At 36.5% G+C, this 20,831-nt stretch carries 21 protein-coding genes and 3 tRNA genes; 14 read left to right on the plus strand and 10 right to left on the minus strand.

Annotated elements, in window-relative coordinates:
• Window positions 1–51 precede the first annotated feature (51 nt).
• The 10 genes from ODE14_RS00465 (at window position 52) to ODE14_RS00510 (ending at window position 7,062) form a co-directional block, all read left to right on the plus strand.
• Window positions 52–939, plus strand: coding sequence for a decaprenyl-phosphate phosphoribosyltransferase (locus tag ODE14_RS00465; RefSeq protein ID WP_248394386.1), 888 nt, complete (start codon window positions 52–54; stop codon window positions 937–939).
• On the plus strand, window positions 936–2,252 hold the full coding sequence (locus tag ODE14_RS00470) for an FAD-binding oxidoreductase (RefSeq protein WP_263602530.1): 1,317 nt from the start codon (window positions 936–938) through the stop codon (window positions 2,250–2,252). Before ODE14_RS00465 ends, ODE14_RS00470 begins: the two co-directional genes overlap by 4 nt.
• A gap of 5 nt (window positions 2,253–2,257) precedes the next feature.
• Entirely contained in the window at window positions 2,258–2,983 is a 726-nt protein-coding gene (locus ODE14_RS00475; protein ID WP_263602531.1) for an SDR family NAD(P)-dependent oxidoreductase, read from the plus strand.
• 61 nt (window positions 2,984–3,044) lie between these two features.
• Window positions 3,045–3,632, plus strand: a complete 588-nt coding sequence (locus ODE14_RS00480) for an HAD family hydrolase (RefSeq protein ID WP_263602532.1) — start codon at window positions 3,045–3,047, stop codon at window positions 3,630–3,632.
• Between the two features lie 114 nt (window positions 3,633–3,746).
• Window positions 3,747–4,922, plus strand: coding sequence for a cysteine desulfurase family protein (locus tag ODE14_RS00485; protein ID WP_263602533.1), 1,176 nt, complete (start codon window positions 3,747–3,749; stop codon window positions 4,920–4,922).
• Between the two features lie 83 nt (window positions 4,923–5,005).
• Window positions 5,006–5,323 (plus strand): thioredoxin, encoded by a 318-nt coding sequence (trxA, locus tag ODE14_RS00490; protein ID WP_029296722.1) that lies wholly within the window; start codon window positions 5,006–5,008, stop codon window positions 5,321–5,323.
• 125 nt (window positions 5,324–5,448) lie between these two features.
• Window positions 5,449–5,522 (plus strand) — tRNA-Asp (locus tag ODE14_RS00495).
• A 30-nt stretch (window positions 5,523–5,552) separates the two neighbouring features.
• Window positions 5,553–5,626: transfer RNA gene (locus tag ODE14_RS00500), tRNA-Asp, on the plus strand.
• Window positions 5,627–5,656: 30 nt separating this feature from the next.
• A tRNA-Asp gene (locus ODE14_RS00505) sits at window positions 5,657–5,730 on the plus strand.
• A 306-nt stretch (window positions 5,731–6,036) separates the two neighbouring features.
• On the plus strand, window positions 6,037–7,062 hold the full coding sequence (locus ODE14_RS00510; protein ID WP_263602534.1) for a L,D-transpeptidase: 1,026 nt from the start codon (window positions 6,037–6,039) through the stop codon (window positions 7,060–7,062).
• A 213-nt stretch (window positions 7,063–7,275) separates the two neighbouring features.
• Here ODE14_RS00510 and ODE14_RS00515 read toward each other — a convergent pair whose 3' ends face one another.
• From ODE14_RS00515 to ODE14_RS00525, 3 genes are all read right to left on the minus strand, one after another.
• On the minus strand, window positions 7,276–7,800 hold the full coding sequence (locus ODE14_RS00515) for a hypothetical protein (RefSeq protein ID WP_263602535.1): 525 nt from the start codon (window positions 7,798–7,800) through the stop codon (window positions 7,276–7,278).
• A 1-nt stretch (window position 7,801) separates the two neighbouring features.
• Complete coding sequence (locus tag ODE14_RS00520; RefSeq protein ID WP_263602536.1) at window positions 7,802–9,127, minus strand: PDZ domain-containing protein; 1,326 nt, start codon at window positions 9,125–9,127, stop codon at window positions 7,802–7,804.
• A 111-nt stretch (window positions 9,128–9,238) separates the two neighbouring features.
• Entirely contained in the window at window positions 9,239–9,877 is a 639-nt protein-coding gene (locus ODE14_RS00525) for an alpha/beta hydrolase (protein WP_263602537.1), read from the minus strand.
• Window positions 9,878–10,087: 210 nt separating this feature from the next.
• Between ODE14_RS00525 and ODE14_RS00530 the strand changes: the two genes are divergently transcribed.
• Window positions 10,088–10,540, plus strand: coding sequence for a hypothetical protein (locus tag ODE14_RS00530; RefSeq protein ID WP_248394352.1), 453 nt, complete (start codon window positions 10,088–10,090; stop codon window positions 10,538–10,540).
• 138 nt (window positions 10,541–10,678) lie between these two features.
• Here ODE14_RS00530 and tyrS read toward each other — a convergent pair whose 3' ends face one another.
• Entirely contained in the window at window positions 10,679–11,974 is a 1,296-nt protein-coding gene (gene tyrS, locus ODE14_RS00535) for a tyrosine--tRNA ligase (RefSeq protein WP_248394350.1), read from the minus strand.
• Between the two features lie 300 nt (window positions 11,975–12,274).
• On the opposite strand from tyrS, the gene ODE14_RS00540 reads away from it, so the two are divergent.
• Window positions 12,275–12,835 carry an RNA polymerase sigma factor gene (locus ODE14_RS00540; RefSeq protein WP_263602538.1) on the plus strand — a complete coding sequence of 187 codons (561 nt, stop codon included), beginning with the start codon at window positions 12,275–12,277 and terminating at the stop codon, window positions 12,833–12,835.
• Between the two features lie 84 nt (window positions 12,836–12,919).
• Here the strand turns inward: ODE14_RS00540 and ODE14_RS00545 are convergent, their stop codons facing one another.
• Window positions 12,920–13,552 carry a hypothetical protein gene (locus ODE14_RS00545; RefSeq protein ID WP_263602539.1) on the minus strand — a complete coding sequence of 211 codons (633 nt, stop codon included), beginning with the start codon at window positions 13,550–13,552 and terminating at the stop codon, window positions 12,920–12,922.
• Between the two features lie 109 nt (window positions 13,553–13,661).
• Here ODE14_RS00545 and lipA point away from each other — a divergent pair, with 109 nt between their 5' ends.
• Together lipA and ODE14_RS00555 are read left to right on the plus strand one after the other, a co-directional pair.
• On the plus strand, window positions 13,662–14,528 hold the full coding sequence (lipA, locus tag ODE14_RS00550; protein WP_248394344.1) for a lipoyl synthase: 867 nt from the start codon (window positions 13,662–13,664) through the stop codon (window positions 14,526–14,528).
• A 287-nt stretch (window positions 14,529–14,815) separates the two neighbouring features.
• Window positions 14,816–16,009 carry an MFS transporter gene (locus ODE14_RS00555; protein ID WP_263602540.1) on the plus strand — a complete coding sequence of 398 codons (1,194 nt, stop codon included), beginning with the start codon at window positions 14,816–14,818 and terminating at the stop codon, window positions 16,007–16,009.
• A gap of 57 nt (window positions 16,010–16,066) precedes the next feature.
• Here ODE14_RS00555 and ODE14_RS00560 read toward each other — a convergent pair whose 3' ends face one another.
• From ODE14_RS00560 to ODE14_RS00580, 5 genes are all read right to left on the minus strand, one after another.
• Complete coding sequence (locus ODE14_RS00560; RefSeq protein ID WP_029296622.1) at window positions 16,067–16,447, minus strand: STAS/SEC14 domain-containing protein; 381 nt, start codon at window positions 16,445–16,447, stop codon at window positions 16,067–16,069.
• Between the two features lie 288 nt (window positions 16,448–16,735).
• Window positions 16,736–17,932 (minus strand): VWA domain-containing protein, encoded by a 1,197-nt coding sequence (locus ODE14_RS00565; protein ID WP_263602541.1) that lies wholly within the window; start codon window positions 17,930–17,932, stop codon window positions 16,736–16,738.
• Between the two features lie 12 nt (window positions 17,933–17,944).
• On the minus strand, window positions 17,945–18,619 hold the full coding sequence (locus tag ODE14_RS00570) for an SIMPL domain-containing protein (RefSeq protein WP_263602542.1): 675 nt from the start codon (window positions 18,617–18,619) through the stop codon (window positions 17,945–17,947).
• A 256-nt stretch (window positions 18,620–18,875) separates the two neighbouring features.
• Complete coding sequence (locus tag ODE14_RS00575) at window positions 18,876–19,229, minus strand: hypothetical protein (protein WP_248394340.1); 354 nt, start codon at window positions 19,227–19,229, stop codon at window positions 18,876–18,878.
• Window positions 19,230–19,342: 113 nt separating this feature from the next.
• Window positions 19,343–20,728, minus strand: coding sequence for a vWA domain-containing protein (locus tag ODE14_RS00580; RefSeq protein ID WP_263602543.1), 1,386 nt, complete (start codon window positions 20,726–20,728; stop codon window positions 19,343–19,345).
• Between the last annotated feature and the right edge of the window lie 103 nt (window positions 20,729–20,831).

The following is a 20,831-nucleotide window of genomic DNA, read 5'->3' on the forward strand; positions in this document are numbered from 1 at the left end:
TTTATGCTGGCTTTCTTTAAAATTATTATTTTTGTATTTGAAATAACATAAATGAAGAAATATTTTAAACTGCTCCGTGTAGAGCAATGGGTAAAAAACCTGTTTGTTTTTGTTCCGCTATTTTTTTCTGGTAATATTAAAAATATCGATCTGCTTTCCAAAAGTATTTTCGCTTTCATTATTTTCTCTCTGGCAGCAAGTGCCGTTTATATCCTGAATGATTATAATGATATTGAAGCAGATAAAAAACACCCCGAAAAGAGAAGAAGACCTTTGGCCAGCGGGGCCATTTCAAAATCTCAGGCAATAGCAATTTTTATTGGGCTTATTGCAGCAGATATTGCGTTGGTGTTTTTTTCGCAGGCTTATTTTCAACAAAATCTATGGAAATTTGCTACCATCATCGCTTCTTATTTTTTGATGAATCTTGCTTATACATTCAGGCTGAAGCACGTTCCTATTATTGATATTTCCATTATTGCTCTGGGATTTGTACTCAGGGTTTTAGCAGGAGGATATATTACCGGGATCAGTATTTCTCAGTGGGCTATTTTACTGACTTTCGTACTTGCCCTTGTATTGGCTATAGGTAAAAGAAGAGGGGAACTCATCAATGCACAGATCTCGGGTAAAACAAGAAAAGCTTTGGACGGATATAATGTTCAGTTTGCAGATATTGCACTTTCTATTTCTGTAACGCTTGCTATAGTATGTTATCTGATGTTTACGCTTTCACCGGAAGTGCAGGCAAAATTTCATCAGCGCGTTTTTTTTACAGTAATTTTCGTTGTTTTTGCTTTTTTAAGATATTTACAGCAGACGCTGGTTTATAACAGAACAGAATCTCCCACCAAAATTGTGTATCGTGACAGATATATTCAGGTTACTTTATTATTGTGGGTAGCTGCATTTTTAATTCAAATATATTTTAAAAAATGAAGCCGGATTTTGTACAGAAAGTAACCAACTGGGGAAATTATCCCATTGTGGAAAAGGAAATGAGATCTGAAGACAGTTTCCAGAAAATAAAAGAGTTTGTGCTTACCCATAATGAAGTGATCGCAAGAGGCAACGGAAGATGCTACGGAGATGCTTCACTGGGAGAATATATATTTTCAACAAAAAAGCTCAATAAATTCATAAGCTTTGACCGGTTAAACGGAATTATCGAATGCGAATCCGGAGTTTTGCTTTCTGATGTCCTGGAAATTGCCGTACCACAGGGATATTTCCTGTATGTCACTCCGGGAACAAAATTCGTGTCGGTAGGAGGAGCCATTGCATCAGATGTTCATGGTAAAAATCATCATAGCGAAGGATGTTTTTCAGAATACGTCATTGAGTTTAAATTAATGATTGAAAACGGCGATATTATTACCTGCTCAAGAGAGGAAAACTCTGAAAAATTCTGGTCTACCATTGGAGGCATGGGACTTACGGGAATTATTCTTACTGCAAAATTCAGGCTTAAAAATATTCAGACGGCATATATTCGTCAGGAAAGTATTAAAGCGGAAAATCTTGATGAAATTTTCAGACTCTTCGAAGAAAGTGAAAGCTGGACCTATAATGTAGCATGGATCGACTGTCTTCAAAAAGGTAAAAATATTGGAAGAAGTATTTTGATGAGAGGAGAACACGCTTTTCAGCATGAACTGCCTCAAAAATTCAGAGATCAGCCTCTAAGGCTTAAAAAAAAGTTTGAACCCAAAGTCCCTTTTTATTTTCCGGGATTTGTTTTAAATGCTTTTACCGTAAAGATCTTTAATTATTTTTACTTTAAAAAGCAATCTAAAAAAGAAGTAACAGACTTTATTGATTACGAAACATTTTTTTATCCTCTTGATTTTGTAAAAGACTGGAACAGGATCTATGGAAAATCTGGGTTTATTCAATACCAGATGATGATTCCCAAAGAAAAAGGTAAAGAGGGGATGAGAAAAATCCTTGAAACAATTGCCAATAGCGGAAACGGTTCATTTCTGGCAGTGTTAAAGCTGTACGGAAAAGAAAATCCACAGGCTTATAATTCTTTTCCTTTTGAAGGCTATTCATTAGCATTAGATTTTAAAGTAAATTCAAAACTAAGAAAGTTAATCGACAGGCTGGATGATATCGTAGAAGAATATCATGGAAAGATTTATCTTACGAAAGATAGCATGAGCAGATCATCGCTTACTAATTACCTCAAGAATGTTCAGAGTTCAAAATTTGTGTCTTTACAGCACAAAAGAATCATAAATAATAGTTAACACAGATGATCGTTTTAGGAAGTACATCGGAAGTAGCACAGGCATTTGTGGAAGAAGCCCTGAAACAGGGAGAAAAGTTTGAAAAAATTTATCTTATTACCTCAAATGTGGAAACCGCAGAAAGATTTGCAAGGCATATTGATGTGAAATTTCTTCAGCAGGCGGAAGTAATCGGAATGGATCTGATGAAAGAAGCAGATTACAATGCATTTGAACAGATCAATTCCAGTCTTTTGTTTTGTGCCGTAGGATATTTGGGCGAAGGAACCGAAGAGGGATTATACGATAATAAGAATACGGGAAAAATCATCGACATCAACTATGCGAAACTTGTTCCGGTACTTAATTATTTTGCACAGAAATTTGAAAGCAGAAGATCCGGAACAATTATCGGGCTTTCATCGGTGGCCGGTGATCGTGGAAGACAGAGCAACTTTATTTACGGCAGCGCAAAAGCAGCTTTTACGGCTTACCTGAGCGGTCTCAGGAATTATCTTTCAGATAAAAAAGTGCACGTGATGACTGTGAAACCGGGATTTATGGCTACTAAAATGACCGAAGGGCTTCCCCTGAATCCCGCACTTACAGCGAGTCCTGATCAGGCTGCTGAATATATTTTCAAAGCCTATAAAAAAAGAAAAAATATAATGTACGTCTTGCCGGTGTGGGGAGTGATTATGCTCATCATCAGGAATATTCCGGAATTTATATTTAAAAAGCTTAAGCTCTAAATTATGTACAGTTAAAAATATCTTTCCGACATTTGCGTTAAGATACATTAAAGAAAATTCAATGAAGAAATTGTATTGTTTTGATTTCGACGGGACACTTACCTACAAAGACACCATGTTTATGTACCTGCGGTTTTATGATCCTGTAAAATTCAGATTGCAGTTTCTGAAACATATTCCGCTATTTGTTTTACTTAAATTAAAACTTGCCGATACCGAAAAGGTGAAAAAAAGTTTTATAGGTTCTATTCTTAAAGGCCAGACGCAGGAAAAAATAGAAAAAAAATCCAACCAGTTTTTTGAGCATTACTACCCGAAAATTATTCGCGAAAATGCCTTGGATTTTATCAGCAATATTGATCGTGAGCATACACACAGCCTTTTGGTAACCGCTTCATTGGATATCTGGGCAAAACCCTTTGCAGATGCTTTCCAGATGGAGCTTGTAGCAACAAGAGCAGAATTTAAAAACGGGGTTTTCACGGGTAATTTTTTAGGAAAAAACTGTAACGGGAAAGAAAAACTTATTCGCATACAGGCGGAAATTACCAACCGTAAATATGATAAAATCATTGCTTTCGGAGATACCTCAGGAGACAGGCAGATGCTTCAATGGGCAAATGAAGGACATTATCAATTTTTTCACTAATTTTGGGAAATGAAATTCAGCATGAGGATTAGGCTTTAAAGCTGAAAAATAAATCCTTAACCTGCTGTTTTCGGTAATAAACTGATTCCGTAGAAATAAAATCTTCAAAGTAAAATGAATAAAATATACTTAGATAACGCTGCTACAACGCCTCTTGCAGAAGAAGTTATCGATGCAATGGTAGATACCATGAAAATGAATTTTGGAAACCCGTCTTCAACACACAGTTTCGGACAGGAAGCAAAAATTCTTATCGAAAACGTAAGAAGGCAGGTTGCAGATTATCTTCATGTTACTCCGGCCGAAATCATATTCACATCCTGCGGGACGGAATCAAATAATATGATTATCAAATCTGCCGTTGATCATCTTGGAGTACAGAGAATTATCACTTCTCCTTTGGAACACAAATGTGTTTCCGAGAGTATCCTGGATATGAAAAACAGAAAAGGGGTAGAAGTAAACTACATCCGTCCTGATGAGAAAGGAGACATTGATCTTACAAAGCTGGAAGCATTACTGAAATCTTCAGATAAAAAAACATTGGTAAGCCTGATGCATGCCAACAACGAAATCGGAAATCTTACCGATATTAAAAAGGTGGCAGAACTTTGTAAAGCCAATAATGCACTTTTCCATTCGGATACGGTACAGACCATGGCACATATGCAGCTTGACTTTTCCGATATTCAGGTAGATTTTGCATCATGCAGTGCGCATAAATTTCATGGGCCGAAAGGAATAGGTTTTGCCTTTATAAGAAAATCAAGCGGATTAAAAGGAATTATTACCGGAGGTCCGCAGGAAAGAAGCCTGAGAGCCGGAACAGAAAACGTAGCCGGAATTGTAGGATTGGGAAAAGCATTGGAACTTTCTCTGAATCACTTGGAAGAATATGCAGCTCATATGGAGAATATTAAAGCATATGCTGTAGAAAAGCTTACACAAACCGTTCCCGGAATTAAATTTAATGGAAGAAGCGCAGAAAAAGACACCAGTCTTTATACTGTTTTAAGCGCATTATTACCATATAAAAATCCTTTAATTGGTCTTCAGCTGGATATGAAGGGAATAGCAATTTCTCAGGGAAGCGCATGTTCTTCAGGAGCATCCAAACCATCTATGGTAATGATGATGGTACTTTCTGAAGATGAAATGGACCACTGTACTCCTTTACGGATCTCATTTAGCCATATGACTACTACCGAAGATATTGATGCCTTAGCGGATGCTTTGCATGAAATTTCCAGAGATTTTGTTATAGAAAATACAAATGTTGAGCATAGATAACTCTATTACTCAAATGGCGTAATTTTGGTGATAGTTTATAAGTAAACAAGAATATAATATTAATTAAATAAAAGAAATTAAAAATGGCTTTAGAAATTACAGACAGCTCATTTCAGGAAACGGTTTTAAAATCAGATAAGCCTGTATTGGTAGACTTTTGGGCAGTATGGTGCGGACCTTGTAGAACGTTGGGACCAATTATCGAAGAGGTTGCAACAGATTTCGAAGGGAAAGCGGTAGTGGGAAAAGTAGATGTAGACAACAACCAGGAAATCTCAATGCAGTATGGGATTAGAAATATTCCAACAGTACTTATTTTTAAGAATGGTGAAGTTGTTGATAAATTAGTTGGTGTAGCTCCAAAGGATGTGATCGCTCAAAAATTAAGCGCACACTTGTAAAATAATAAGTTTGATAATGAATGCCTTCCACTTTTGGAAGGCTTTTTTTTCAAAAATAATTTGCAGGAAAGGAAAAAAGTTGTAGTTTTGCAATCACAAAAAAGAAACAACGTTCTTTAAAAAATGATCCGGTAGTTCAGCTGGTTAGAATGCCGCCCTGTCACGGCGGAGGTCGCGGGTTCGAGTCCCGTCCGGATCGCAGAAGTTTTATCAATTTCTTTAAAAAATTGATCCGGTAGTTCAGTTGGTTAGAATGCCGCCCTGTCACGGCGGAGGTCGCGGGTTCGAGTCCCGTCCGGATCGCAGAAGTTTTATCAGTTTCTTTAAAAAATTGATCCGGTAGTTCAGCTGGTTAGAATGCCGCCCTGTCACGGCGGAGGTCGCGGGTTCGAGTCCCGTCCGGATCGCAGCAATTATAAGTCATCAATTAATTTTGGTGACTTTTTTATTTTAAACTGGATTCCCACATAATGAAAATGAAGTATTTTAAAGCAAAATAGTTTGTTATCTCTATATCGGAACAGGTTGTTCTGTGATGCATCAAATTCCTTCTGAAGAAATATCTTTCCTGGAATCATCAAGAATTTAAAAATGTCTTACAGCTGCCCCGTATTTTTACGGTATTTTAAATTCTGATTTTTATTATTCGGATTTAGGTCTGATATTTGTACTGAATTGCAAAACGATTCGGGTACTTATTTATGAAAAACATATTGAAAAAAAAATCATTTCTTTTCACATTACTTATAGCTTTAACGGTAGTTTCCTGTAAAAAGGAAATCGAAAAAATTAACGACAAAGTCAATGATGCATCTTCATCCATCAGTGAAGATTCTAAAAAAGAAGATTCATCGGCAGCAAAAAAAGATTCTGTTGTACAGAAACAGTCATTACCTCCTGCAATGCAGGAATATGGTTTTTATAATGCCTATATTTTTCCTAAAGATAAAAAAGTGAGAGACTCTCTTTTTGCTTTATTTAATAAAAAATTTACGGAAAAAGAACGTTACGCGATTCTCGCTTTAAACAGACTTGATTCAAAAAATAAGTGGAATGCAGATACATTGGTAGTCCCTGCTAAGGTTGATACTACGTTAATGGAATATTCTCCGTTTCCCATGCAGCTGGATGTTTTAAGTCCGGTGAAAAAATTTGTTGTCTTCTCGTACCCAATTCAGGCATACGGTGTTTATTCCAACGGAAGTCTGGTAAAATGGGGTCCGACAAGTATGGGAAAAAAGGCAGCTAAAACAAAAACGGGACTTACGTTTGCCAACTGGAAGAAAAAATTGGCTATTTCCACCGTAAGCAGCGAATGGAAACTTCCTTATAATTTTAATATTTTTAATTTGGACGGAATCGGGTGGCATCAGTATGATCTGCCAGGATATCCTGCGTCACACTCCTGTTTACGATTATTGATGAATGATGCAAAATGGCTGTACAATTATGCAGATACCTGGGTTCTCAATCCGGGAGGAGCAACAACCAAAGCAAAAGGAACGGCAGTTCTTGTGTATGGAGATTACCCGTGGGGAAAACGTAAGCCATGGAGAAAATTGCTTAATGACCCAAATTCCAATAATATTTCTGTTGAAGAAATGACAAAAATGATCGAACCCAATATTGAAAAAATACTCAAAGAACAGGACAACAGAGAAAGGGTAGTAGATTCAATAAAAGCGGCGAAAGCGGTTTTGGAACAAATGCCACAAACCACAAAAACTGTTGAACCTTAGATAACTCGGATTAAATTTTTACTCAATATTTTCAATGCAAGAAGCTGATGCTTTGAAGTATTACAAAAGGTGCGCAGGTTTAATGTAAAACCTGCGCACCTTTTAATCAAAAGCTAAGCACCTTTCATATTAAACCTGCGCAGCTTTTTTAAAGGATGCCGGAAACAGTGTTTTTATAAGGTTTAACTTTGTTTCTGATTTTCGGTTTTGCTTTTAATTTATTTTTTCAAATTGTAAAGTAGATTCTTCGGCAAATCTTCTGAGTTTCAGCATTTCATCTTTAGCTTTATGTTGCCCGAACCTTGCTGCGGCATACGTAATAGCAATAAATATCAGCATTACAAATGAAGCGTTAAGTGCCCATGGAAAATCATGGCTGTTAATTTGCTTTTCTACATAGTACATAGAAAAAAAGACCATCCAAAGAATCGAAAAAGAAAAATAGAGGAACATAAAAAAAGTCCAGACCGCCGAACTTGGGCCAAAGATACCTCGTATTGTCGTCTCATCTTCCTCAATTTCTATCCGTAACGATAATCTGGGTTTCCAATAGCCTTCATCTTCGGTTTTTACACAAATTGTCGCTACTTCTTTGTTGATATTCCCGGAAAATTCGTCTGTATGTTCTGCCAGATATTTTTTAAGATTTTCTGCATATTCCTCTTTAGTAAGATCGGTAAACATCTTAAAACGTGGTCTGGTTCTTATTTTGTCTATGGTTGTTTCTTCTGTTTTCATATTATTCCTGATAAGGTATAGGGTCTTCCAAAGTAAAACGAAGAGACATTTTTCTGTTTTTTCGTTCAATAACCATTTCTATGGTACGGCCTTCTTCAGACTTCATGAGTTCTAAAATCTTTTGTAAAGTCATATCTGCAGTTTTCTTGCCATTTATGGTAATGAGCCGGTCGTCTTTCTGCAATCCTGCTTTTGCTCCGGGAGAATCTTTCCGCACCCCCGCAATTGAGAAGATGGGTTTAAGAATGAAATTATATTGCACGCTGCTGCTGAATATTTCTGTGCCACCTGAAGATTTGCTTTGGCTTTTCGTGGGAAGATTTACAATATCTTTTGTCCATTCCATTCCATCCTGTTTAAAATCAAGGCCGCTCATATTGAAATGAAAAGGATCATAAAAATTGCGGTTTTTTTTGAGGTATATTTTCTCATGGGGATAGTCCAGGGCTACGGTAAAACGTCTCATAATATCTCCACCTACAGAACCTTTCCTGTTTTCAACAAGGCTTACGTGTTGTATGGAATATTCGTCGGGCATTGCCGTAAGCGGTTTTTCAAATTTAAATTTGCCTAAATAGAGATTATGAATACGGCTTCTTTTTCCATAGATGTCACCATTAAAACCTCTTCCCAAAAAATCGTCAATATTGGGTCTGTTATACACAAAATCTTTTATGAGTTTGGGGAAAAGCCATATCGGATCACTGTTTCCCAGATCAATAAGAAGTTTTGAACTTTTCCTTTCCCTGGTCATTTCCACATCAGCAAAAATGTAAGGTTTATTTTTTTCAATACTTATATCCGATTCACTGAAGCTTTTTATCTTTTTTCTGAACAGATCTGTATCATTATAAATGGTAAGCTTTTTAGACATATAGTCAATAACCACCGGATGATTCTTAAAAAAATGATAACCGATGATTCCGTTCACAGGAATTCCTACATGGGAAGAAATATTGAAATCCTGATCTGTGATGATATATACGGTCATGGAATCATTCACGAAATTTTTTCCGATTTTCCCAAAATTATTCTCCGACCGGAATCCGTCAATGCTTCTTTCACCCCCTAATCCCGAAAACTTTATTTTTTCAACGTTTATAAGTTTTAGCTCTTTATTTTCCAGACTGAAAATGGATGTTTCAGCGACTCCTGTATCAAGCAAAAATGTAAGCTCTGCACCGTTAATATTAACCGGGATGAATATCAGATTGTTGATAAATTTAAATGGAATAACTGTTTTTTTTGCATCCCTGAGTTCAAAAGAATTCTGGGCATTGATAAAAATACTTAAGAAAAAAATCCAGAAAAAGTAAATCAGTTTCATGTATTGAATTTAATCATTTTATCTGAATTTTAATAAAAAAAAGCATTCTCAATAGAAGAGAACGCCTGAATATTTTTAAACAATTAAAAAAAAGGATGAATAATTGTAAAATTATTTCGAGAAAAAATCCATAAGATCCATGTAATTTTTCTGGTTTACACCGTGACCGCTCATATATTCCCTGAACGAAAAGTAGCACCCGAGGTCATACAGTAGATCGGCAGCCTTTCTTCCCCAATCCAGCGGAATGATAGCATCGTCTGTTCCATGAGAAATAAAGAAGCGAAGTTTTTCAAGTTTTTTCTTGTCTTTCACAATATTATCCAGCAGTTTTTCTTCAGGATAACTGCTTAAGCATGCAATCAGATTAAACATTTCAGGATATTTCAGGGCAAGTGCATAGCATAGAATCCCACCCTGACTAAAACCGCAGAGATGTGTTTTTCCGTTCGTAATGCCGTAACGGTTGATGATATTCAGAATGCTTTCCAAAATACTGTTTAGGGATTCTGTTGCCTGTTGAACATCTACAAAGTGTTCAGGATTATTAAAATCGATATTATACCATGAATATCCCTCAAACTGTGTTGGTTTAGGAGCTCTGAAGCTTACGATAATCCAGTCTGCCGGAAGGGTTTCCCGAAAGCTGAAGAGATCCTGTTCATTGCTTCCGTATCCGTGAAGCATAAAAAGGATCGTTGTTTCTGAAGTGATATGTTCCGGCTCTCTTACAATATAATCTAAATTCATTGGGCAAAGATAATTAATAAAGGTTTAATGATCATTTCATAAAGTAAAAATGAGACCATCTTAAATGGAATGACAAACTGTCTTTATATTACAAATAAGATTTATTAAATCGATATTTTTTAGAAATTTTTATTGGAAAATTTTCACGAAACCTATTTTTATATTGATAAAAAACCTATATTTGAAACATTAAAAATCTATTTGGAAAAAATGAAGCAATTTTACAAATCAAAAAGTTTACTAAAGCTTTCTTTTTTATTCGCCGTACTATTTTCGGTAATTTCTGTTCTTAACTCTTGTAAAGATGATGACGAAGACGAGTTCACGGATCATATTATTCAGCTTGAGGCAAAAATAAATGTAAAAGGCCCAACTCCTCCTCCTACAACACCTCCTACTGTGAATTTTAAAGCGGTTGTTACCCAGATAGGAACAAGTCCTCAGACAACTTTTAACCCAACAGGATTAGTCTGGTCATCAGGAGACCAATTTGTAAGCTCAAGTCAGTCTCAGGTAAGCATTGCAGCTAATGCAGTTCTTCCTTATGCAGATTCAGAATTGATCGTGAATATTTACGTTGACGGAGAACTTGCAAAAACGAAAAAAGTAGTAGGATCTGGAGAGAAAAATGCTTCTACATATTACAGCTTTTTAGAATTATAAGAATATAATATTAATAATATATAAGACTGCTTAGGCGGTCTTTTTTTATGAGTAAATCTGAAATATCAAGCTTGACATAAAAAAGATTCGGGCGCGGGATTGAAAATCCCGCGCCCGAATCTTTTTATAAGAAATAAATTAAATCGCTTTTACAATAAAATAATTTTTCTTTCCTTTTTGAAGCAAGAGGAATTTACCGTCGATAAGATCACTTTCATTTGCCATAAAAGTATCATTTACTTTTTGCTTGTTAACGGAAATTGCATTGCCCTTAATTTCTCTAGAGGCTTCACTTTTAGATTTCAGAAAACCCGATTTTTCCGAAAGAAGATCAATAATGTTAATTCCTAAAGCATCAGATTTTGCGATTTCTTTTTGTGGTACGCCGTCGAAAAGTTCAAGAAAAGTTGCTTCATCCAGACTTACCATGTCCTCGGCAGTGGAACGTCCGAAAAGAATTTCAGAAGCCTTTAATGCTTTTTCATATTCTTCTCTCCCGTGAACCCAAACCGTCACCTCTTCAGCCAGTTTTTTCTGAAGTTTTCTTTCATTAGGAGCTGTTTTATGTTCTTCAACTAAGTTTTCTATTTCCTCTTTTCCCAGGAATGTATAGAATTTAATGAATCGTTCTGCATCATCATCCGTCGCATTCAGCCAGAACTGGTAGAATTTGTAAGGAGAAGTTTTCTTTTTATCCAGCCAGTAGTTTTCTCCGCTTTCGGATTTACCGAATTTGGAACCGTCGGCTTTGGTGATCAAAGGAACCGTTAATGCAAACGCTTCGCCCTGTGCTTTTCTGCGGATCAGTTCCGTTCCGGTAGTGATATTTCCCCACTGGTCGGAACCTCCCATCTGAAGTTTCACATTGTTATTCTGGTACAAATGCAGAAAATCATACCCCTGGATCAGCTGGTACGTAAACTCCGTAAAACTCATTCCTTCTGCTCCGGCTTCCCCCGAAAATCTTTTTTTTACGGAATCTTTGGCCATCATATAATTGACGGTAATATTTTTTCCCACATTTTTTGCAAAATCAAGGAAAGAAATATTCTTCATCCAGTCATAATTATTGACAAGCTCAGCTTTATTAGGCTCACTTCCTGAGAAGTCAAGAAATCTTGACAGCTGATTTTTCAGGCAGTCTACATAATGAAGAAGTGTTTCCTCATCCAAAAGATTTCTTTCTGAAGATTTTCCCGAAGGATCTCCAATCATTCCTGTAGCACCTCCTACCAAAGCAATGGGCTTATGACCGTGCTGTTGAAAGTGGGCAAGAATTTTTATCTGAATAAGACTTCCAATATGTAAAGAATCCGCAGTAGGATCAAAACCGATATAGGCTGTTGTCATTTCCTTATTCAGTTGTTCATCCGTTCCGGGCATCATGTCTGCAAAAAGACCGCGCCATTTCAATTCTTCAATAAAAGAGTTCATTATTTTTAACTTTAAAATTTAGGTGCAAAGATAATCATTTCAGGGAAATAAGGCGAAGGGAAGAATTTGTCATTTATAATTATCTAAACTTTTAATTTCTTTTTTAGGAGCTTTTTCCTGCTCTCCGCACTCGCTATTTTTTTCTTTCGGCGGCAGCTTCGGCCGCTGCCGAAAGAAAAAAATGAGCTCAGACAATTGCTGCGATCAGGGCTAAACTCCAGTCGGAAATACAATTACTGGAACGAAATTCATGGATGCCGTGCTTTGTATTTTTAGCCAAAATCGGTATATTTGTTTATAATGAACGAAGAACAATTATTCCAGCTTATTACAAAAGCAAAGGAAAAAGACCAGAAGGCGCAGACCAGGCTCATCAACATTTTCTGGGTTGATGTTTTTTCTTTTATAATGAAAAAAGTTCATGATGAAAACGATGCAGACGAAATAACAGTCAATGTTTTTTCAAAAGTATTGTCAAAGCTTGATATGTATGATCCTCACTTTCAGTTTAAAACATGGGTGCTTACCATTGCTCAGAATACCATCATCGATTTCTGGAGAAGAAAAAGCAGGGAAAATCAGGATCCTACCGAAAATCTTGAAGAAGTAAAAAATCAATATGCAAAATCTCCGGAAGAGTTGATGATCTCTGAAGAAGAACAGAAAAAAATCATTAAGACTATTGAATCGCTGGATGCCAATTACCAGGATATCATCAAGCTGCGGTTTTTTGAGGAAAAAAGTATTAAAGAAATAGCAGAAGAACTCGGTATATCTGTTGCCAATACCAAGGTCCGGGTAATGCGCGCGAAAAAAGTATTGGCCGAATTGTTAAAAAACAATGAATTTGAAGATAATTAACGATATAAAATTATTCGTTCAGACTGTCATCTGTAGAATCTAAATAATGCTTAACCTCAAAATCGAATAATTCCATTTTCATAATCATAAATAAACTTTCTCTTTTGTTTTTGGAAGTAAGATTTCTCTTTGTTTTTCCTGATTTCTGTTTTGCAAATTTATTTTCATTCCTTTTTTAATGAAAACTTCTCTTTTAGAATTTCCGTATTCTTCTGTATTTTCAACTTCTTTTTCAAAAATAAGTTGTCCTGTGGACAGGTTAAAGTCAACGTCGATCCAGTATTCTTCAGGCTTTCCACTGTCGGATGAATATCCGATCAGCTCAAAGTGCCCGTTCTGGAATCGATACTTGTCCGTATAGCCCCATTTCCAGCTGCTTCCTCCGGCCTGGGTAATCATTAAAATTCCATTTTTAATTTCGGTGCTCTGATAGGGATCGACCATCATACCGCCATCTTTGCTTTTTAGAATAGCATTCCTTGACTTTTCCAGGATTGTCCATTTTTGATTTACTCTCTTTAATATCTGGATTTCACGGAAGTTGCCAAAATCAGTGGTATCTTTTGTATTGTAAACAATTACTTTTTCAGGAATATGGTCACCATCAAGGTCTCCGTCAACCGTTTCAATAACTGTAGCACCTTGCGGCTGAAATTCTTTTTGAGCAAAACACAATATATTTAATGTTACCGTTAAAAAGCATAAGATAGATTTCATGAGATGATAATTATATTTAAAATTACAAAATTATATGTTTCATCAATCTCTGTCTTTGATTGTTTCGATAAAAAAATCACTAACTTTGAACCTTCAATTTGAGATATACATGGAGGATTTAATTCAAAATACAACCGTTCAGAAACCAAAATGGATCCGTGTAAAACTTCCTACCGGTAAGAATTACAGAGAGCTGAGAACTTTGGTTGATAAATATAAATTAAATACAATTTGCCAGAGCGGAAGCTGCCCGAATATGGGCGAATGTTGGGGCGAAGGTACGGCAACCTTCATGATCCTCGGGAATATCTGTACGAGAAGCTGCGGATTTTGCGGAGTGAAAACCGGAAAACCGCTTGATGTAAACTGGGACGAACCTGAAAAAGTTGCCCGCTCTATCAAATTAATGAAGATCAAACATGCTGTACTTACTTCGGTAGACCGTGATGATCTGAAAGATATGGGGTCCATTCTTTGGGCGGAAACCGTAAATGCCGTAAGAAGAATTTCTCCGGGAACTACTATGGAAACACTGATTCCGGATTTTCAGGGGATCACAAAACATATTGACCGCCTGGTTGATGTTGCTCCTGAAGTAATTTCCCATAATATGGAAACGGTAAAGCGTCTTACCAGAGAAGTAAGAATTCAGGCAAAATATGAAAGAAGTCTTGATGTCCTGAGATATCTGAAAGAAGCCGGCCAGCGAAGAACCAAAACCGGGGTAATGCTCGGCTTAGGAGAGACTAAAGATGAGGTTTTTCAGACCATTGAAGACATCAGAAATGCAAATGTAGATGTCATTACATTAGGACAATATCTGCAGCCGACCAAGAAACATCTTCCTGTAAAAAAATTCATTACTCCTGAAGAGTTTGATGAATTTGGAGATTTTGCAAGAAGCTTGGGATTCAGGCATGTGGAAAGTTCACCGTTGGTGAGAAGTTCTTATCACGCAGAAAAACACATTCATTAAACATATATCGCTTCAGTTTTGAAGCGATTTTTTTGACCATTTATTATTCCTGCTTATAATTCAATTCTTCAGCAATACATATATCTTCAATAACTAAGCTTAAACGGTGTACAATTAAAAAGGATTCCCCGGCATAATTAAAATTAATTCGGAATCAACTTTATTCTTATAAAAAAATCATATTTAGTATTTGATATCAATAGGTTAATATAGAAGAACTTTATGTCATTTTGGTTAATGCATAAATGATTATTTGTGCCGAATTTTGCACGTTTACAATAAATATAATGAAATTAGATAAAAAAATAATACCTCTCGCCATTGGAGGATTGGGAATCGGTACAACGGAGTTTACGATTATGGGACTGCTTCCGGATATGGCAAAAAGCTTACAGATCAGCATCCCCGAAGCAGGACACCTTATCTCTGCGTATGCATTTGGAGTAGTGGTGGGAGCACCAATTCTCATTGGATATTCGGTTAAATTTTCTCCTAAAAAAGTACTGATGGCATTAATGGTAATTTTCACATTATTTAATGCACTCTCAGCTATAGCACCAGACTATACTACCATGATGATGATCCGTTTTCTTTCGGGGCTTCCCCATGGTGCGTTTTTCGGAGTGGGAACCGTAGTTGCGGCAAGAATGGCTGAAAAAGGGAAAGAGGCATTCAATATTTCATTGATGTTTACAGGACTCACCATTGCCAATCTTGCTATGGTGCCCCTTGTAACCTATATTGGCCATAGCTTTCACTGGAGATGGTATTTTGCCATTGTGTCGGTAATTGGTTTGCTGGCTCTTTTGTTTCTGAAACTATGGCTTCCGGACGTAAAGTCTGATAAGGAGACCCATTTTATGGAAGAATTAAAGTTCCTTAAAAAAAGACAAGCCTGGCTGGTTTTAATGATTACGGCGATTGGTTTTGGCGGACTGTTTACATGGTTCAGCTATATTACGCCGCTTATGACGATTGTTTCAGGAATACCGGAAGGTTATATGGCTTACGTAATGATTTTGGCCGGAGCCGGGATGGTGGTCGGAAATCTGGCCGGAGGATATTTATCCGATAGGCTAAGTCCCGAAAAAACATGTTCTTTGCTGTTGTTTTTAATGATGATTTCTTTGGCCGGTGTATTTTTCTTATCGGAATACCGTAACATTTCGCTTACTCTTACTTTTATATGCGGAGCATTGTCTATGTCTGTAGCCGCACCGATTAATATCATGATGATGAAAGCCGCACCGAAAAGTGAAATGATGGCAGCCGCATTTATGCAGGCGGCCTTCAATATTGCCAATGCCATGGGAGCATTTCTTGGAGGGATTCCTTTGGAAAAAGGCTATGCATTCAATTATCCTTCACTGGTGGGAGTTGGGATGACGCTGATAGGACTCATCATTAGTGTACGGTACAAATATCTTTATGCATCAGAAGATCAGCAAACAGTAGCGGATTGTGTTTCGTGTGAAAAATAATAAATAAAAAGACCATCTTAAAAAGATGGTCTTTCTGTTGTTTTTATAATAAGCTTATTACGCTTCGACTTCATTACCGTTTTTACACCAGTAAAGGGCATTGTAAAGGTTTCCTTTAGGGAAAGATTTAAACTCTCCCGGCATCAATACACTGAAAATGTCCGTGAAATTCTGCACTCCTTCTTTGTCCGTAACAATAGCGGTTCTGTTCCACTTTGTTAAGTTTTTTAATCCTAAAAGCGCATCCTGCAGCCAGGCTCCCATGGTAAAATTATCCAGATCTGTATCCAGGTACAATAGGTAATTCAGTTCATTAAACTGATCGACCTTTTGCTTTACTCTTGGGATTACCAGGTTTTCAAAATCTTCTTTTGTTACTTCTCCCGTTGCATTGAAAGCCGCAACATTCTCCGGAGCTTCTGGAATAATCGTTATCATATTGTAATATTTATTGTGGTTTAGTTTTAGGTTGATAACAAAAAGTAAACCAATATTTAATATTGGGTTAATAAAGCATTTAATTGTTTAAAGTTTAATTTACATCTTAAGATGTTTATCCGGCGGCGAAGCCGCCGGAAAAAACAAAAGGCCGCGGCTATCAGCCGCGGCCTAACACAAAATATACTGCGACTTTCATTCGTCACATCTTACGAACTATGATTCATATTGTTGATTATCACTTTGAATATTAAGATCTTTGGAATTTTTACAGGAAAATAAAATTCATTAAATGCGATATCCGTTTTTCTTTGCCAGTGCTATAACGGAACTTTCAATTGCTTTCCCTAAATCGTCGGCATCAGCATTTCCACGTTTTTTCATTTCTTTGTCAATATATTCCTGACGTTTCTTTGAAAGTGCTTCAATCTCTTTCTGAATTTTTTCCCGTTCAGCAGACTTTTGAACAACTGCTTTTTTAACTTCTTCCTTACTTTTTCCTTTCAGTTCTGCCGGGAGCTCAGATTCTTTTACTTCTGATATAAAATCTTTGTCTTTTTCCACGCGGTCTACCAAATCCCAATGATCATTTTTGTAAGCGTTTTTCTTAGACTTGGCCACTGTTCTTTCTACTGCATTTGAAGCGGACTGTATTTCCGCATTTTTATCCTGAAGCATCTGTTTGCTCTTGAATTCTGAACCGTGGCTTCCGTAATAGATATAGGTATCATTCAGTTTTGCATTGCACTCAGAAATTCTTACGTCATAAGGAGTTTCAATATAAATGACCTTCTGATCGCTGTCGATATTGAAATATCTGCCTTCTCCCAGTGATGCTCCGTTTTGCCAGAAAGTACGGATTCCTTCATCTCGGTTTCCACAAAAAATAGTGTTGGTGTAAATATTTTTCCTTTTTGCATCCGTAATCACATTTTTATAGCTCACTCTTCCCTGATCGAAAGGTTCGTTTCCGGCAATATAGATCAGCTTCATGCTTTTTTCATTGCTGTCCCATCTCAGGTTCATCGAAGCATCCCGGATTACCGCTCCGCAAAATTCATTTCCGCCGTTGGTTCTCAGGGCAAAAAGCTTTTCAGAAACCAGATCCAGGTCCTGGGTGAGAGGAGTGACCTGACGGATGTAATTTTCATCAGTAATTCCGTCATTTCCGTATTCGTACAATGCGATTTCCACTTCCGGCGCTTTTCCATTGTACTTTAAAGTCGTTAATGTATTCACGATATTCCAGAGCCTTGATTTTGCCTGGTCAATCAGTCCGTCCATACTGTTGGAAGTGTCCAGAAGAAGAGCTACCTGAATTTTATTTTCCTTAGCTGCAATTTTTGAAGGCTCACTTACAGCCAATCTTTTTTCAGTAGGAGCAACCCGTCTGCCTTTGCTGCACATTAAGTATTCCCCGGAATTCTGTGCACTCAAAAGAGCTAAAGTTCCTATCGTCAGTGTTAAAATTTTAAAAGTTGTCATGATTTTCTGTTTTTAAAGAATTTCGTATTTTGTTTTAATGCTGTATTTCAGCTTGATATTATCAATATTGTCGAATGAATAATCAACATTGGCATCGGCAGCTTCCAGCTGGATATTTGCCGTTTTCGCTCTGAAATTCATCGGCAATACCGTATCGCTGGTGTAGTCTTCGATTTCCACGATCTCAAGAGGATTTCCTGTTTTTTTTGCCATGCTCTCCAACAGATAGTCTGCTTTTTCTTTCGCAGCTTTTAAAGCGTTTATTTTAACGGTTTTTCTGTAATCTGCAATTTTTGTATTCCTGATCTCATCGATATTGATGCTGGTAATCCATTTTTGGTTGAGGTTTTCAAAAAGATTTGCCATATCGGTTTTCTTGGTTACTTTAAACTGAAGATTTTTGGTGAAAATTTTCGTTTTGGAATAGATATTCTGGTACATCGATTTGAATTTGATGTCTTCGTTTTTTACCCCATTGTTTTTAAGAATTTCAAACAACTGTTTTTCATTGTCGGCAAGCTGGTTTTTGTTATCACCTTTAATTCCTACATTGAAAATAATTTCATCCGGCTCCACTTCCATTTCTGCAATTCCGGTTACTTCAATGAAATTTTTCTTTGTTTCCTGTGCGTTGATCAGTCCTGTTATAAAGAATAATCCGATCAGTAAAAAATGTCTCAGTTTCATAATTTCTTTTTTTTAATTTTAAACTTCTGAAGTAAAATTACCCAGATTTAAAACTGAAAATCGCGAGACTTGGTGAAATGAAGGTTTGACTTGGTGAATTGGGGAATTTGTTTAAAATGAATGACTGTAACTCTAGCCCCGATTGCAACGACATCCTTTTTGGTTGCGGCTGGAGCGAAGCGGAAGCCGTAACCAAAAAGATACAGTGGAAAGCGGGATTAGCTTCAAATAAAAAAACAGTCCTGAGAAGAACTGTTTATCTGTTGGTAAGAACAATTGATTTTCCGTTTCGGGTGACGAGTTTTTTTACTTCACAAAAAAGTTTGGTGCGGATAATGAGTTCATCGTCATTTTCTGAAATAGTATACGTTTCGGAAGTTGTAAACGCATCGTCGAGATCATGTTCAAAAAGTTTGGTAGAACCGGACTGATCCACCGAGTAAAAATCTACTTTGTAATCATGAAGCCCGGTCTGATAAAACTTGTAAACAATTTTTTCATTGAGATCGCTGGAAATGATCTTGGTTTCAATGAAGTTGTTTTGTTCAAGAAACGAACAACTCTGCAGGAATAATACAGGCAAAAGAAAAATGTAAAGCTGTTTTTTCATAGTTATGTTTGGTTTTAACAAATGTAATAAATGCTAAATGGTTGACTGTTAACGGAATTTCAATTTTCATGTTACCATTTTTTCATATAAAAATGTGATAAAGACTTGAAAGTTTACTCATAAGACCTTGTATTTTGCCTAGGTGAATATTTTAAGGCAATATCATAAATTCTCCTCAGGTCTTCGTCTTTTTTATCGCAGAACGACTGATAATAATTGATGATGTCCTGCATGGATTTTCTGGTATTTCCGATATTCGTCTGTGAAAAATCCTTCGCTGCTTTTTTGAGTTCCGTAGCCATTTTAGCAATCTGAAAATTTTTCTTTAACTCCTGTTGCGTTGTTTCCGTCATTGCATCATATTCTTTTTTTGACGAAATATTTTTTATTTTATCATTCTTTTCATAAACCAATGAAGCTGAAATTAAAGAGCTTTCCAAGTCATTTTTTTCAACTTCCATCAGGAAAATTTGGGTTTGTCCGCAATCCAGATTTTCAAGTTCTACTTCAATCTGATGATTGGAAATATAAGTAGGCTGATATCCGTAAAATTTATTGATTCTCATGCCTTCAGGAAGGTTGATCGTTAGTTTCGGCTTTTTCCCAATATTATATAAAAGGCTTTCTAATTCGTCCTTAAATGTTTTTTGAATGTCTTTTTCAGCATCTCCTATAAAATAATTGGAACCTCTTCCGTACGTTGCAATTCTCCGTAATAAATCAAAATCCAGCTGCTGTCCGACTCCGATGGTGCTGATGTCAATTCCTTTATCGTTGAATTCTTTTGATTGTCTTAAAATCGTCTCAGGATCTGTAATTCCTGAATTCGTCATTCCGTCGGTAAGAAGAATTACTTTACTATTGTAGTCTTTGGTATTGTGTTTTTGTGCTTCCGAATATCCCATCATCATCCCCGAATGAATATTGGTGGAGCCTGCCGGATAAATACTTTCGATAATCAGATCCAGATTTCCGGCAACATCTTTTATTTTTGATGATTTTAAAACCAGATTGGCCGTATCATCAAATTTTATAATTGAAATGATATCTTCAGGTTTTAATCCTTTTACAAAAACTTTAAGTGCATTTTTTACTTTATCAAGTTTACCGCCACCCATAGAGCCGCTATTGTCGATAACCAGAGAAACATTTACTTTGTTTGAATGTTGCCTGTCTGAAACATTTTGTGTTGCAAGACCAATTTGAAGTAAAAAACTGTCGTCTGAGTTAAGAATGGTATTGTCATAATCAATGCTCAATGCCACTTCATTTTTCTTTGGAATTTTAATCTGATGTTTGTGGTAGTTCATAAAATCTTCCACGATTATCGTGTTTTCATTAAGAAATCCACGCTCATTTGCACTCGAAAGTCCGTTGCTTACGGTATGTGAAACAGAACCTGACGAAACTCCGAACTGAGCTTTTGAGATATTAAAGATAAATATCGAAGAGAAAAGGTAAATTAGGGTGCTTTTGTTGAAGATGGATGAATTTTTCATGATGTTTATATTTGAATTATACTGCAAACTTAATCCTGTAAACTCTGCAGAAAATACTAAACTTGGTGAATAGCGAATTTCACTTGGTGAATAGTTTTTGCCG

Source organism: Chryseobacterium sp. PET-29, from assembly GCF_025736815.1.
In the GTDB taxonomy this organism is placed as follows: Bacteria; Bacteroidota; Bacteroidia; order Flavobacteriales; family Weeksellaceae; genus Chryseobacterium; species Chryseobacterium nepalense.